Source organism: uncultured Thiohalocapsa sp., from assembly GCF_913063425.1.
GTDB lineage: Bacteria > Pseudomonadota > Gammaproteobacteria > Chromatiales > Chromatiaceae > Thiohalocapsa.
In genome coordinates this window covers 18,550-31,983 of sequence record NZ_CAJXYK010000036.1, presented here as the reverse complement: position 1 = coordinate 31,983, position 13,434 = coordinate 18,550, and the positions used below count along the sequence as shown (strand labels likewise).

Annotated in this window: 14 protein-coding genes; 8 read left to right on the top strand and 6 right to left on the bottom strand. The window is 69.3% G+C overall.

Annotated elements, in window-relative coordinates:
- The first annotated feature begins 404 nt into the window (after positions 1 to 404).
- The 4 genes from QZ607_RS17805 to QZ607_RS17790 all read left to right on the top strand — a co-directional run bounded on the left by QZ607_RS17805 (position 405) and on the right by QZ607_RS17790 (position 4,442).
- Positions 405 to 1,655, top strand: coding sequence for a hypothetical protein (locus QZ607_RS17805; RefSeq protein WP_295885423.1), 1,251 nt, complete (start codon positions 405 to 407; stop codon positions 1,653 to 1,655).
- Positions 1,656 to 1,879: 224 nt separating this feature from the next.
- Entirely contained in the window at positions 1,880 to 3,187 is a 1,308-nt protein-coding gene (locus tag QZ607_RS17800; protein WP_295885418.1) for a GGDEF domain-containing protein, read from the top strand.
- Positions 3,188 to 3,359: 172 nt separating this feature from the next.
- Positions 3,360 to 4,202, top strand: coding sequence for a hypothetical protein (locus tag QZ607_RS17795; protein WP_295885415.1), 843 nt, complete (start codon positions 3,360 to 3,362; stop codon positions 4,200 to 4,202).
- A 57-nt stretch (positions 4,203 to 4,259) separates the two neighbouring features.
- Entirely contained in the window at positions 4,260 to 4,442 is a 183-nt protein-coding gene (locus QZ607_RS17790) for a hypothetical protein (RefSeq protein ID WP_295885413.1), read from the top strand.
- A 225-nt stretch (positions 4,443 to 4,667) separates the two neighbouring features.
- On the opposite strand, the gene QZ607_RS17785 is transcribed toward QZ607_RS17790, so the two are convergent.
- On the bottom strand, positions 4,668 to 5,681 hold the full coding sequence (locus QZ607_RS17785) for a class 1 fructose-bisphosphatase (protein ID WP_295885410.1): 1,014 nt from the start codon (positions 5,679 to 5,681) through the stop codon (positions 4,668 to 4,670).
- 219 nt (positions 5,682 to 5,900) lie between these two features.
- Between QZ607_RS17785 and QZ607_RS17780 the strand changes: the two genes are divergently transcribed.
- Positions 5,901 to 7,895 carry an acetoacetate--CoA ligase gene (locus QZ607_RS17780; RefSeq protein WP_295885407.1) on the top strand — a complete coding sequence of 665 codons (1,995 nt, stop codon included), beginning with the start codon at positions 5,901 to 5,903 and terminating at the stop codon, positions 7,893 to 7,895.
- Between the two features lie 79 nt (positions 7,896 to 7,974).
- Here QZ607_RS17780 and QZ607_RS17775 read toward each other — a convergent pair whose 3' ends face one another.
- From QZ607_RS17775 to QZ607_RS17765, 3 genes are all read right to left on the bottom strand, one after another.
- Positions 7,975 to 8,460 (bottom strand): bacterioferritin, encoded by a 486-nt coding sequence (locus QZ607_RS17775; RefSeq protein ID WP_295885405.1) that lies wholly within the window; start codon positions 8,458 to 8,460, stop codon positions 7,975 to 7,977.
- 176 nt (positions 8,461 to 8,636) lie between these two features.
- Positions 8,637 to 9,335 (bottom strand): metal-dependent hydrolase, encoded by a 699-nt coding sequence (locus QZ607_RS17770; RefSeq protein ID WP_295885403.1) that lies wholly within the window; start codon positions 9,333 to 9,335, stop codon positions 8,637 to 8,639.
- A 17-nt stretch (positions 9,336 to 9,352) separates the two neighbouring features.
- Complete coding sequence (locus tag QZ607_RS17765; protein WP_295885400.1) at positions 9,353 to 9,658, bottom strand: hypothetical protein; 306 nt, start codon at positions 9,656 to 9,658, stop codon at positions 9,353 to 9,355.
- Positions 9,659 to 9,784: 126 nt separating this feature from the next.
- Here QZ607_RS17765 and QZ607_RS17760 point away from each other — a divergent pair, with 126 nt between their 5' ends.
- From QZ607_RS17760 to QZ607_RS17750, 3 genes are all read left to right on the top strand, one after another.
- Positions 9,785 to 10,399: a histidine phosphatase family protein gene (locus tag QZ607_RS17760; RefSeq protein ID WP_295885397.1), complete on the top strand. Its 615-nt coding sequence runs from the start codon at positions 9,785 to 9,787 to the stop codon at positions 10,397 to 10,399.
- Positions 10,400 to 10,562: 163 nt separating this feature from the next.
- Positions 10,563 to 11,597, top strand: coding sequence for an SPFH domain-containing protein (locus QZ607_RS17755; protein WP_295885395.1), 1,035 nt, complete (start codon positions 10,563 to 10,565; stop codon positions 11,595 to 11,597).
- Positions 11,587 to 12,561 carry an SPFH domain-containing protein gene (locus QZ607_RS17750; protein WP_295885392.1) on the top strand — a complete coding sequence of 325 codons (975 nt, stop codon included), beginning with the start codon at positions 11,587 to 11,589 and terminating at the stop codon, positions 12,559 to 12,561. Before QZ607_RS17755 ends, QZ607_RS17750 begins: the two co-directional genes overlap by 11 nt.
- Before the next feature lie 201 nt (positions 12,562 to 12,762).
- Here QZ607_RS17750 and QZ607_RS17745 read toward each other — a convergent pair whose 3' ends face one another.
- Entirely contained in the window at positions 12,763 to 13,065 is a 303-nt protein-coding gene (locus QZ607_RS17745; RefSeq protein ID WP_295885390.1) for a type II toxin-antitoxin system RelE/ParE family toxin, read from the bottom strand.
- A 30-nt stretch (positions 13,066 to 13,095) separates the two neighbouring features.
- On the bottom strand, positions 13,096 to 13,395 hold the full coding sequence (locus QZ607_RS17740; protein WP_295885387.1) for a type II toxin-antitoxin system Phd/YefM family antitoxin: 300 nt from the start codon (positions 13,393 to 13,395) through the stop codon (positions 13,096 to 13,098).
- Positions 13,396 to 13,434 lie beyond the last annotated feature (39 nt).

The window sequence follows — 13,434 nt, the reverse complement described above, 5'->3', positions numbered from 1 at the left end:
TCGCGGCAGCCGCCGTTGCCGGGACAACCGCCCTTGGGCACCCGGCCTGTGCTGCAATGGATCTCAGCGCACACGCGAGCTGTGCGGCGGCCGTGCTCGCACACACAAGCCCGCGGGCCGTGTACCCTCGGTCTCGGCACGACCGACACCAAGCCGATTCCACCCGCCGGCGCTTGGAGCCGCCCGATGTCCGGTCGGCGGCAGCGGCTGCGGGCCGGCGCAGCGGCCGCAGCGGATTGCCGACTGTTGCAGGGCGCCGCGGCGCGCGAAACGCGTACTCTGCCCTGCCGTCGGACGCAGAAACCGGCTACGCTAACGGTGTATGAACGACCGCGGCAGCCACCGCCGCAACGTCGCGAACGGTATCGCCGACGAGGTACACAAAACGACTCACACCGACGCACATGCCCGCTTCCGTCGCCGCCATCCTCGGCGAGCTCAAGCAGATCGAGCAGCGCAGCCAAGAAGACATTGCTGTGCTGATGACCCCCCTGCTGCGCGCGCTGGAGGCCGTGCGCGACGGCCGGGCGCCCCATCTCGAGCACGCCCAGGCGATGGCCATTGCCAACAGCCTGGCACAGACGGCGGCACAGGCCGGTGACGTGGACGCGGCGGTGGCCATCGCCGGCGTTTCTGCGGAGCTGGAGCAGCTGCCGGCGGCGACCTTCTCCGCACCGCCGCCCGCCGCAGCCAGGCCGGCTGCGCAGGTCGGGCAGGTCGGGGGCGGCGCTGCTGCGCAGGGGCGCGGGCCTAAGCGCGGGTTCTTTGCCCATCCTCACCAACAGCTCTTCGGCATCCTCGGCATCTGCGCCCTGAGCTATGCCGGCTACCTGGAGATCCAGGCCCACTTTCAGCCGGGCTCCGTGGCGAGCTGGCTGCTCACGGGCTCATCCACACTCTTCGCACTGGGGGTGGTGCTGTTGTGGCGTCGCTTCGTGGTACGCGGCAGCGGCGGATCGGCCCTCACCGCGCTGTCGCTGGTATTCGCCTTGGTCGCCGGCGGCTGGGCCTTGCAGACGCGCATGACGCTGCGCCCACAGCTCGCCGCCGGCGGCTGGGGCGCGCCACCGCCAAGCATGAGTGCAGCATCCAGTTCTGGGCCGGAGGCGGACGCAGGGGCCTCGGCCGGCACCGAGATATCCAGCGCAGATGCACCCGAAGACGCCGATGCAACGGGAAACGAGGGCCCCATCGCCTTCTGGTGGCTGGGCGAGACGCCGGGTGGTGGCGCAACGCGGCTCCCGCCGGCACCCGCATCGGACCTCGCAGCCGAGCCAGCGACGAAGCCCGCGGACGGCGCCACGACCGGGATGCCCATGCGCGGATCCTCGGTGGCCCCGCCCGCCGCAGGCATGGCGGCACAATCACCACCACCGGGAGCACCGGGCGCGGCCTCCGCACCGCCGGTGCAGGAGCACACCACGCTGTCGGCGCGCTCACAACGGCGCCCGGACAGCCCCATGGCGCGCTATCGGGATCTACTGGACCGGGACGTCGTGGTCACCGACGTCAAGGGCGGGCGCCACGCCGGTAAGCTCATGGGCATCAGCAGGCACGGCGTCACGCTGCAGATGGAGGTGAGCCTGTTCGGCGAGCCCATCCTCGCGCAACGGTTCTACTTGTTCGACAACATCGAGAACCTGCGCGCAGAATGACGGATAAGTAACCGGTGGACTCGCGGATATTGCCTATAGTTTCTTGACGGATAGCCTAATCCGGGTCTGCAATGCGCCAACTCGGGGTAGGGGCATTGCGGAGACGCCGCGGCGGGACGCCGACAGCCGCCTGCCCACAGGAAGAACCTGCCTGGTTGAGGCCGCCGGGCTCCGGCTCGCGACCCCGCCGCCGGCTACGGCACAACAAGACGACCGCCGGACGCATGTATCCCTTTTCCGTCATCGACCCGAACACCCTGATGCTCACCGCCATCGGGGTGTTCACGGTGACAGGCCTGTTCATGGCGCTGGCACACCGGATCCGCCAGGAGCTGGCCTATGTCTGGCTCGCCGCCGGCAATCTGGCCTTCGCGGTGGGCTGGGCGCTGGCTGCGGCCGAGCACGTCATCGGCGTGAGCTGGGTGACGGTACCGCTGTCGAGCCTCTTCCTGCTGCTGCTGCCGGTGATGCTGATCTGTGCGTCGCTGGAGTTCCTGCGCCTGCCGGGGATAGGCTTCGCGCTGATTTTCGCCTCACCCATCGTGGTGACCCTGTTCTTTGTGCTGGCGGAGACCATGCACCACGCCATCATCCCCGGGGCGCTCACCTCCAGTCTCAACGGGGCCATGTACCTGGGCACGGCCTGGATCTTCAGCCGCTACAGCTATCCCCGCGGCAGCGTGGTGGGCGCCATCATCGGCGCCAATGTCCTGATCGGCGCCGTGTTCATCGCCCGCACCGGCGTGCTGCTGTATGCCAGCGTCGTGCCCGAGCGGGTGCCGGAGGCGTTCCTGGAGCAGCTGGTCTACACGGCCCTCCTGGTGAACCTGGTCTGCGCGCTGGCCCAGGCGCTGTGCTTCCCGCTGCTGGACTTCATTCGCGCGGAGAGTGACCACTCCCGTGTCAGCCGCCGCCTCAGCAACCTCGCCGACCGCGACAGCCTCACCGGCACCTACAACCGCCGCGCCTTCACGGTGCGGCTGGAGGTGGAGCTTCAGTTCCACAAGCCGAATCGCCTGCCGCTCAGTGTGATCCTGCTGGACATCGACCATCTGGGTGCCATCAACGACAGCTACGGTCGCGGCGCCGGCGACGCCGCCCTGGTGGCGATGGCGGAGATCGTCGAGTCCTGCTCCCGCGGCAACGACACCTTCGCGCGCTTCGGCGACGACGAGTTCGCCCTGCTGTTGCCGGAGACTGCCATCGGCCAGGCCGCAGCCACGGCGGAGTCCATCCGCGCCGCGGTGGCCAGCCTGGACCGCGGCGAGCAGCCGGACATCGCCGTGCCCATGACCTGCTCCGCCGGCATCGCTGCCCTCGGCCACCGCGGCGACACCCAGGCGACGCTGCTGGCCAATGCGGATCTCGCCCTGTTCGAGGCCAAGCGCAGCGGCGGCAACTGCGTCTATCCGCCCCCGAGCTTGGGCGAGCCTGCCGCAGACCCGAACATGGACATCGACGCCGCGCACGGCGGCGCGGACCTGAGCCTGGTGGCAGCCATGCTGGAGCCGGGCACCAAGCCACAGGACTGAGAGGTTGTGAAGAAACCCACCGACACCGGCGGCGGCGAGACACAACGCCGGCGCCGATGCAGCCAACTGAGTCGCAGTCACGCTTCAGCGCGAGTCGTTAGAATCCGGTCGGACACAACAACAGTCGTCGCACGGACAAAAACCAACGCCGCACGCACAGGGGCCAGCCGACATGCCAAGACCGAGCTTCATGTCCTACGCCATCATCATGCGGCTGCTGACCATGTCCATTGTCTGGCTCACGCTCCTGGTGTGGGTCTTCAATGCCTACCGTGCCGGCTGCGGCGTCAGCGCCGGGGTGCTGGCGCTGGTGGCGGGCGCCGTGTTCGTCGCCGGCAGCGAGCGCTCGCACCTGCATCGGCGCGCGCTGTTCAATGAAACGACGCAGCACGAGGGCCGCCTGCTGCGCCTCGCCTACAACGGCCTGCTCATCAATTTCCGGGACAGCCTCGTCGCCGTGCTGCTGGCGGTGGTGCTGCTGGCGAGCGCGCTCACCTTCGCACCCCAGCAGTGGTCCCTGCTGTTTGCGGACCTGCTGCTGCTGACATTGCTCATCCCCAGGCTCGCCCGGGGGCTGGGCACCGAGGTGCGCAGCGCCTATCGCTTCGCCATGGCCCGGCAATGGGCCGTCTGGATCAGCCTGCTGGTGCTGTGGCTGGAGGCCGTGATGTCGCTGGTGCTCTACCCGCCCGCGGACTACACGGGCATGCGCTGGCAGGAGGTGGTCACCTACAACCTCACGGTGCCGGACGCCGCCTGCGGGGTCATCGAGACCGCCACCCGCATCTTCGTCACCGGCCAGGCCATTGCCATCTGGGCCGTGCAGAACGGCGCCCGGGTCGCGAATGACCCGACCCAGTCCGTGATGCTCTGGGTCGGCTACAGCACCCTGGTGGGCTTCACCTTCCTCACCGCCCTCGCCTACAGCCGGGCGCTCATCGGCGTCATGGGCCGGCCCTGGGAGCTGTGGGGCAAGCTCTCAGCACCGGCCCAGAGCGGCCCGGCCGTGCATTAGGTTGCGCAGCCGCCATCGGCGGCGAGATTGTGCGCCGGCCGATGACACGCGCTCATCATGCACGGGCACAGCTGGCCGGAGGATCGGATACTGGTCGCGCACGCGCTGGATGGCGACGAGTGGCGGGTGGTGGCGACGCTCAAGGACCAGCGCCGGGCGCGGGTGCCGCCGTTCGAGGCAATCGAGCTGGATCTGGACTACATGCTCGGCGGGGAGACCGACGCGGGCGGGCCGCCGTAGGAAGATCGCGACGACAACCGAGCGCAGCGCCGCAGAAAAAAAGGAGCCAGGCGATCACTTCGTCATCGGCGGACTGAAGTCGGCCTGCCCCAGGGTGCCGACTGAAGTCGGCGTACCCAGGAGGGGCTGGCCTGCGATGCTTGGGCACCCCGGATTGGGCACGCCGGATTGGGCACGCCGGCTGCCCCCGTTGCCGGTGGGGACGCCGGCGCTTCCAGCAGGGGCTCAGCCCTCGCTGTGGTAGCCCTGGATGCGCTCCACCTCGTTGCGGGAGCCCAGGATGACGGGCACGCGTTGGTGCAGGTCCTCGGGCTGGAGGTCCATGATGCGCTGGGTGCCGGTGATGGAGCCGCCGCCGGCCTGCTCCACAACGTAGCTCATGGGGTTGGCTTCGTAGAGCAGCCGCAGCTTGCCGCCCTGGCCCTTGGCGGCCATCTTGGCGTCCATCGGGTACATGAAGACACCGCCGCGCGTGAGGATGCGATGCACCTCGGCCACCATGGACGCGATCCAGCGCATGTTGAAGTCCTTCTCCCGCGGGCCTTCCTTGCCGGCGAGGCACTCGTCCACGTAGCGCTTGATGGGCGCCTCCCAGAAGCGGCCATTGGAGGCGTTGATGGCGAACTCCGCGGTGTCCGCCGGGATGGTCATGTTCGGATGGGTGAGGATGAACTCGCCGATGTTCTGGTCCAGCGTGAAGCCGTTCACGCCCTGGCCGGTGGTGAGCACCATCATGGTGGAGGGGCCGTAGAGGGCATAGCCCGCCGCCACCTGCTGGGTGCCGGCCTGCAGGAAGTCCCGCACCGTGGGCCTGTCCACACCGCCCGGGCAGCGCAGGATGCTGAAGATGGTGCCCACCGACACATTGACGTCGATGTTGGAGGAGCCGTCCAGCGGGTCGAAGGTCAGGAGGTACTTGCCGCGCGGGTAGTGGTCCGGAATCTGATAGACATCGTCCATCTCCTCGGAGGCCATGGCCGCCAGGTGGCCGGCCCATTCGTTGCACTGGATGAACATCTCGTTGGAGAGCACATCCAGCTTCTTCTGCGTCTCACCCTGCACGTTCTCGCTGCCGGCGCTGCCGAGCGCGCCCACCAGCGCGCCGTGGTTCACCTGGTTGCTGATCATCTTGCAGGCGGTGACGATGTCGTTCAGCAGCGCCGTGAACTCGCCGGTGGCGCCGGGCGCCTTGCGCTGCTCTTCGCTGATGAACTGGGTGATGGTGGTGCCGTGATCCATGGGTGTGGAGCCTCGTTGCAGGGAAGTCGTCAGGGACGGTGTGGGCTGCCCGGTGCCGGGCACACGGGCGATGACAACAGCAGGCGACCTGAGCCGCGGAACTCGTCAGTATAAGGGCACACATCCGCGCATTCGACGTGGATTCGCAGTCGGCGCACGGCGGCGGCACCCGGCGGCCCAGGGGCTGCGGTATCCTGAGCGCTCAGGCCGCGCCGACCCATGACCCCCATGAACAGCTCCGCCATCGCCCCGCAGCCGATCTGGACACCCCCACCCGCCCGCGCCGCCAACAGCCGCATGGCCGCCTTCACCGCCGCGGCGGAACGGGCCACCGGCCGCAGCTTTCCGGACTATGCCGCGCTGCATCACTGGTCCGTGCAGCATCCCGAAGCCTTCTGGGCGCTGCTGTGGGCATTCCTCGACCTGCGCGCCACGACGCCGCGGACAGGCGTGCTGGAGCATCCGGAGCGCATGCCGGGCGCCCGCTGGTTCCCAGGCGCGCGGCTCAACTTCGCCGAGCACCTGCTGCGCCACGCCGAGACCCGGGCGGACGACATCGCCGTCGTGTTCCGCTGCGAGAACGGCGAGCGGGAGGCATTGACCTTCGACACGCTCCAGGCCCAGGTGGGTGCCCTCGCGGCCTGGCTGCGCACGGTGGGCGTCGGGCCGGGTGATCGGGTGGCGGCCATCCTGCCGAACCGCCCGGAGGCCCTCATCGGCATGCTGGCGGCGGCGAGCATCGGCGCGGTATGGTCTTCGGCGTCGCCGGATTTCGGTGTGGACGGCGTCCTGGACCGGTTCGGGCAGATCGCGCCCAAGGTGCTCATCGCCGTGGACGGTTACCACTATGCCGGCAAGCGCATCGACGTGCGCGCGCGGGTGGCGCAGATCGCCGCAGAGCTGCCGGGGCTTGAGCACCTGGTGCTGGTGCCCTGGCTTGCGCCTGAGGCACCGCCGCCGGAGGGCGTGCCCGCGCGGCTGTGGCCGGATCTGATCGACGAGTACCAGGGCAGCCCGCCGCTGTATACGCCGCTGCCCTTCGATCAGCCACTCTACATCCTGTTCTCCTCCGGCACCACCGGCAAGCCGAAGTGCATCGTCCACGGCGCCGGCGGCACGCTGATCCAGCACCTGAAGGAGCTGGCGCTGCACACCGACCTCGGCCCCGACGATCGGCTCTGCTACTTCACCACCTGCGGCTGGATGATGTGGAACTGGATGGCGAGCGCGCTGGCGCTCGGCACCCGGCTGGTGCTGTTCGACGGCTCGCCCTTCCATCCGGGGCCGGAGGTGCTCTGGGACCTGGTGGCAGAAGAAGGCGTCACGGTCTTCGGCACCAGCGCCAAGTACCTGTCCGCGCTGGAGAAGGCGGGCGCCGAGCCGGCCCGCAGCCATGACCTGACCGCACTGCGCACGCTGCTCTCCACCGGCTCACCGCTGGCGCCGGCGTCCTTTGACTACGTCTATCGCGCCATCAAGGGCGAGCTGCTGCTCGCATCCATCTCCGGCGGCACCGACATCGTCTCCTGCTTCGCCCTCGGCAACCCCATGCTGCCGGTGTACCGGGGCGAGCTGCAGTGCCGCGGGCTTGGGCTCGCCGTGGACGTCGTCGACGACGCCGGGCGCCCCGTGGTGGGCGAGCGCGGCGAGCTGGTCTGCACCCAGCCCTTCCCCTGCATGCCGGTGGGCTTCTGGAACGACCCCGATGGCAGCCGCTACCGCTCGGCCTACTTCGAGCGCTTCGCTGGTCCGACGGGGGCCATCTGGACCCACGGCGACTTCGCCGAGCTCACGCCCCGCGGCGGGCTCATCATCCACGGCCGCTCCGATGCAGTGCTGAACCCGGGCGGCGTACGCATCGGCACGGCGGAGCTCTACCGTGTGGTGGAGGGCATGGACGCGGTGCTGGAGGCCATCGCCGTGGGCCAGGACTGGCAGGGGGACCAGCGCATCCTGCTGTTCGTGGTGCTGCGCGACGGGCTGACCCTGGACGAGACCCTGGCAGCCGCCATCCGCCGGCGCGTGCGCGAGCAGCTGAGCCCGCGGCACGTGCCCGCCGAGATGCGGCAGGTGGCGGCCATCCCGCGCACCCGCAGCGGCAAGATCGTGGAGCTGGCGGTCGCCGACGTCATCCACGGCCGGGAAGTCAAGAACCGCGAGGCGCTGGCGAATCCGCAGGCCCTGGATGCCTTCGCGACATTCGTCTGGGACTGAGCCCGAGCACGGGGTGAACCCGAAGCCGGCATGCGAACCGGCTGCGACCGGGCAGGCAGCGTACCGTACAGCTGCCCACTCAGCCCTCAGCCCTTCCTTCAACCTGCCGCGCCAGATAATTCTCAAGCCCCATGGCCTCCACCTGCGCGAGCTGCTGCTCCAGCCAATTGACATGGGTTTCCTCGCAGGCGCAGAGCATCTCGGCGAGCAGGGCCTGAGTCTGGAAATCGTGCTCCTCGATGCAGCAGGCCATGGCCACGCGCAGGTGCTCCACCAGGCGGTACTGCATCTCCACGTCCTTGCGCAGCATCTCGCGCACGGCGGTGGCGGTGGACATGACCTCCCGCTGCGCCAGGTCCGGTGCGCTGCCGAGGAACAGCATGCGCCGCAGCAGCAGGTCGATGTGCCGGCGGCTGTCCTGCAGCCCGGCATCGGTGTGGGCGGCGAGCCCGCTGTAGCCCCAGTCCTCGAACATCCGTGCGTGAACCAGGAACTGATCCGCCGCCGCCAGCTCCCCGTTCAGGAGTCGTTGCAGATGTGCCAGGACGCGTTGGTTGCCTTTCATATGCTCATTGTCATGCTCAGTCGCACGGGCACGACCGGCGACCGGCCGCCGCCCGCACGGTGGGGGGATCGGGAGCGGATGTCAGTCACCCACGCCCGGTGAGCGCCTGCCCCTGGGCCGCACCGCTGCCTTGGGGGCAGCCACCTCGGCTCCGGGCAGCCGGGCGCCGCCGCGGCTCACCACCGCGGCCAGTGGGCGGCAAGCAGCTCGGTCTCAAGTCCGACCCGGCCCAGCAGCGCGAACAGCGGCTGCGGGTCCGGCGCCAGCCCCGCCAGCGCCACCGCGAGACCCGCGAGCAGCAGGGACGCAGGCCAGGACCGGAGGCTCAGCGGCTTCAGCGCCGTGCCGAAGGAGCGCTTCACCTGCCGGCCCAACAGGTCCACGCTCGCCATCTCGTCCAGCACCAGGTGCGTGACATAGCCGAGCAGCACGAAGCCCGCCACCAGCCACGCCAGGGTGGCGCCGAGCTTGAGCCAGAGCTCCGCCGCAATGCCCGCCGCGAGCGCCGCCACACCCGCCATCAGCAGCGAATGCCAGATGCCCCGGTGCACCGTGAAGCGCGCGAACACATAGCGCAGCGGCCAGCGCACCAACGCCCAGGTGCCCGCCCAGATACCCACCAGCTCCAGCACCCCAAGGCGCTCGGCAAAGGCAAAGGCCAGCAGGAAGCCCAGCACCAGGCCCGCGATGTCGAACACCGCACGCAGCGGCCTGGAGTCGTCGGCGTCGATATCCGGCAGCAGGCTCGCCGCGGTACCGACCGCAAAGAGTGCCTGGGTCTCGGCCGCGTTACTGAGACCTTCGCCGAAGCTCGCGAAGGCGGCAACCGCCGCCACCACGGCGCCGCCGGTGAGATGGGTGCGGAAATTCGCCAAGGCTGCCCGGCGCCCGGTCAGTCCGGATAAAGGTCCGGACTCCAGCCGCGCTCGCGCGCACGGGCGATGGCGACATCGTAGATGCGCTTGTGGCGCTCGCGGAGGTCATCGGGCAGGTTCGAGACCATGTGCCCGTAGGGTCGCCAGGCGTCGCTTACCTTGTCGTAAAGGTCCTGGATGGCGGCGACGGACCAGCCGGCGCAGGTCTCTTCCTCCGGGATCAGGCCGAACACCTGGGCATCGCGGACGATGTTGCCCGTGGGCGTCATGCCGCCGTAGCTGTCGTCGTCCAGTCCTGCGTAGGTCTTTTGTTGCTGCCGCATGACGCGACTCCTGTGATTGAATAGCGCGATTGTCGCGAAACCGCGGCCCTTTGACCATCCGTGCCCGACAATACGCCCCGTCGCAGCTGCTTCCACGCCCCCGATCCTCGCCCCTCGATACTCACCATGCAGGAAACCGTCGTCGACCTGATCCGCCACGGCGAGCCGGCGGGCGGGCGCATGATCCGCGGCAACGGCTGTGACCATCCGCTGAGCACCACGGGCTGGGCGCAGATGCGTCCGGCGGTGGCGCCGGCGGCGGAGGGGAAGGCCCCCTGGCAGCAGATCGTGACCTCGCCCATGCGCCGTTGCCATGCCTTTGCGGTGGAGCTGGCGGGGCATCTCGGCCTGCCCCTGGCCGTGGAGCCGCAGCTGCGGGAGATCGGCATGGGCGCCTGGGAGGGCCGGCGGCCCACCGAGGTGGCGGTGGCGGAGCCCGACGCCTTCCACGCCTTCCGCAGCGACCCCGTCGCCCACCGCCCGCCGGGGGGCGAGCAGCTGGCGGACTTTCGCCGGCGCATCGCCCGGGCCTATGAGCGCCAGCTCGCGCATTGGCCGGGGCACCGCCTGCTCATCGTCTGCCATGCCGGCGTCACACGGGCCGTGCTCGGACACGTGCTGGGGGCCGAGGACGCCGCCTGGTACCGCATGGCCATCGACTATGCCGGCGTGAGCCGGGTCCGCCACGGCGTCTTCGGTGCCGCCGTGGAGTACGTGAACGCCCGCAAGGCCCGGGGCTGAGGCGGGCGGCCTCGGCGAGACAGGGTAGGACAGTGACGCGTGCACGCAGCCATCGGCCGCAGCCGGCAGCCGCACCCGTCACAGTTTGCGCCGGTTTCCCGCGCTACCATCGGCCCGCCACGAGCATGCCGCGGCCACCGCGGCCCACACAACGGAGTGCAGCATGACCGTCCTGGCCTTTCTCACCGGGCTCGCACTGTACGTCGGCTTCGCCGTACTGATCCGGGCCTGGTTCGTCGTCAAGCCCAATGAGCGCGCGGTGCTCGTCTCCCTGGGCCGCGCCCAGCGCCTGCGCGACCAATACGTGGACGACCCCAACCTCAACGAAGACGAGCGCCGGCGCTACCGCTATCCGCTGCTCAAGATCCTCGGCCCGGGCTGGCACTTCAAGTGGCCCTGGCAGAAGCCGGTGGTGGAGGACATCGCCACCCGCTCCATCGACATCACCTGGGACCCCACCAAGAGCCAGTCCACCATCGAGGCGGTCACCAAAGACAACCTCACCACCGGCATCGACGGCCAGCTGCGCTGGCGGGTGGCCCAGAGCAACTTCTATGCGTACTGCTTCGGCGTGGACAGCCCGCTGGAGCACGTCATGGGCTACTTCGTCTCGGTGCTGCGTGAGCGCGTGGCCAACTTCGTGGACCCGAAGGGCCAGAGCCTGGTGGACGGCGGCGAGCTGGCGGGCACCGAGGGCGGCGGCCCGGAGCTGGCGGCAGAGCTCTCCGAGGGGGTCTCCATCAACGACCTGCGCAAGAACCTGCCGCTGCTGAACGACTACATGGAACAGCAGTGCCGGGCCACCGGCGCCCGTTACGGCATCGAGCTGGACGCGGCGCTGATCACCCAGATCGACCCGCCGCCGGCGGTGGACCGAGCGCTCTCGGCCATCAACAGCACCCGCAACCAGGTGGCGGCGGACATCAGCACCGCCCGCGCCGACGCCGAGCAGCAGATCACCATGAGCAAGCGGGCGGTGGAGATCGCAAGCAACAACGCCCAGGCCGAGGTGGCCCCGCTCAAGGAGCTGGCCGGCACGCTCAAGGGCATCAAGACCAAGGGCGGGCCAGCGGCTTTGGCCGCCTACATCCGCAACATGCGCATCCCGCTGCTCGCCCGCGCCAAGCGCATCGTGCAGGTGACCAACACCACCTCCGCCGCCCCCGCCACCATCGACGGAGGCCGCCATGCCCAATGATCCCGCCACGCTCATCCCGGCGTTCTTCGCCGGCCTGCTGGCCATACCGATCCTGCTCGGCATCGCCCGCTTCCTGAGCCTCTACACCATCGTCAACGAGCAGGAAGCGGTGGTCTACACCTTCCTCGGCAAGGTCATGGGTGTGCTGGACGAGCCGGGGCTGCAATGGCCGCTGGTGCATTTCGGCCCCAAGGCCATCCTGGTGCCGCTGTTCGGCACCCGCCAGCCGGTGAACATGAAGCTGCGCCAGCGCTACCTGCGCAACCAAATGGTCAACTCCGAGGAAGGCACGCCCATGAGCGTCGGCGTCTGGTACGAGATGCAGGTGAGCGACCCGGTGGCCTATCTCTTCAACAACGCGGACCCCGAGGGCTCGCTGGAGGCGAATGTCGCCAGCGCCACCATCAGTACACTCAGCAACCTGGAGATGGACAAGCTGCTGGAGGATCGCCATCAGCTGAGCCGCCAGGTGCGCGCCACGGTGTCGCCGCTGTCGGAGAAGTGGGGCTTTCGGTTGGGCTCCGTCTACATCCGCAAGGTGGCCTTCACGGACCGGGAGATGGTGGACAACATCACCGACAAGGTGGTCAAGCGCCTGGTGCAGGTGACCAGCGCCATGAAGCAGGACGGCGAGAACCGCGTCGGCCTCATCAAGAGCCAGACCGCCTACAAGGTCTCCGAGCAGCTGGCCCAGGCCGCCGCCCCCCGCCCCGCCGTGGTCGGCGAGACGCTGAACGAGATCGCCGCCGACGACCCGGAAGTGCTGGACGCCCTGATGCAGGTGATGGAGGCCGAGCAGCTCATCGAGTCCGGTGCAGATGTGGACGTGCTGCCGCCGGAGGCGCGAGTGCTGGTGTCGCTGGCGGGCGGCGGCGAGTCGTCCGCCACGCCGCCCGCGTCCGGCGACAGCAGCGCATCGGGTCGGCTGGCACGCTTCCAGATCGACGAGGGCGTGCTGCGCTGACCCTGGGGCCGCCGACTTCCAGTCGGCCCTCTGGGGCCACCGACTTCCAGTCGGCTCTCTGGGGCCGCCGACTTCCAGTCGGCCCTCTCAGGGCCGCCGACTTCCAGTCGGCGACAGGCAAGGTCATCGGCCAATTCACGCCAAAGAGCCTGCACGGCAACAGCTGCCCGCCGCTCCTGCCCGACGCCGCCGGACCCCTGCTCAGAGGGCCACCAGCCGCTCCAGCAGCACGGACCGCAGATCCCGCCGACCATCCAGCACGGCCATAACGAGCACAGCGTCGGCCTCGATGCGATAGACCAGCCGCCAGGGCCGCTCGATCAGCTCGCGATAATGGTAGACGTCCGCGGCGCGCAGCTCCGGGACGATGCGACCGCGCTCCGCTTGCGCTGAGAGGGTATCTGCCCGCGCCTCCAGCCGGTCCAGCACGGCCAGCGCATTGTCCAGACTGTCCTCTGCAATCCAGCTGACGATGGCGTTCAGATCGCGGGTTGCGGTTCGCATCCAGCGGACCTCGCGAGCAGGCACGAGCGCTCAGCTGTCCTTGCCACTGGCGGTCTCGTCCCGCTGCGCTTGCAGGCGCTGCCGCAGCGCAGCGAAGACCTCCGCCTGCGGGACGGTATCGCCCCGGCTCGCGTCCCGCTCGCCCTCGGCCAGCAGCTTGAGCATGAGCATGGCGCGCTCACGCGCCTGGTACTGCGCGTAGTCCTCCACCACGGCCCGGGCGCGGCCGTTCTGCGTCAGCACCAGAGTCTTGGGCTCGTCCCGCACCTGGTCGAGGAGCCTCGTCGCGTCGGACTTGAATTGACTCAGGCTCAGAACATCGTCGCTCATGGCAAACACCATATTCAGACCGAATTCGGAGCCACCCTA

Excerpts from the sequence above, each read along its gene's own strand:
- QZ607_RS17740 (WP_295885387.1), bottom strand. The coding sequence starts at position 13,395 with ATGAGCGACGATGTTCTGAGCCTGAGTCAATTCAAGTCCGACGCGACG.
- QZ607_RS17795 (WP_295885415.1), top strand. The coding sequence starts at position 3,360 with ATGCCAAGACCGAGCTTCATGTCCTACGCCATCATCATGCGGCTGCTG.
- QZ607_RS17775 (WP_295885405.1), bottom strand. The coding sequence starts at position 8,460 with ATGAAAGGCAACCAACGCGTCCTGGCACATCTGCAACGACTCCTGAAC.
- QZ607_RS17790 (WP_295885413.1), top strand. The coding sequence starts at position 4,260 with ATGCACGGGCACAGCTGGCCGGAGGATCGGATACTGGTCGCGCACGCG.
- QZ607_RS17780 (WP_295885407.1), top strand. The coding sequence starts at position 5,901 with ATGACCCCCATGAACAGCTCCGCCATCGCCCCGCAGCCGATCTGGACA.
- QZ607_RS17765 (WP_295885400.1), bottom strand. The coding sequence starts at position 9,658 with ATGCGGCAGCAACAAAAGACCTACGCAGGACTGGACGACGACAGCTAC.
- QZ607_RS17760 (WP_295885397.1), top strand. The coding sequence starts at position 9,785 with ATGCAGGAAACCGTCGTCGACCTGATCCGCCACGGCGAGCCGGCGGGC.
- QZ607_RS17755 (WP_295885395.1), top strand. The coding sequence starts at position 10,563 with ATGACCGTCCTGGCCTTTCTCACCGGGCTCGCACTGTACGTCGGCTTC.
- QZ607_RS17750 (WP_295885392.1), top strand. The coding sequence starts at position 11,587 with ATGCCCAATGATCCCGCCACGCTCATCCCGGCGTTCTTCGCCGGCCTG.
- QZ607_RS17785 (WP_295885410.1), bottom strand. The coding sequence starts at position 5,681 with ATGGATCACGGCACCACCATCACCCAGTTCATCAGCGAAGAGCAGCGC.
- QZ607_RS17745 (WP_295885390.1), bottom strand. The coding sequence starts at position 13,065 with ATGCGAACCGCAACCCGCGATCTGAACGCCATCGTCAGCTGGATTGCA.
- QZ607_RS17805 (WP_295885423.1), top strand. The coding sequence starts at position 405 with ATGCCCGCTTCCGTCGCCGCCATCCTCGGCGAGCTCAAGCAGATCGAG.
- QZ607_RS17800 (WP_295885418.1), top strand. The coding sequence starts at position 1,880 with ATGTATCCCTTTTCCGTCATCGACCCGAACACCCTGATGCTCACCGCC.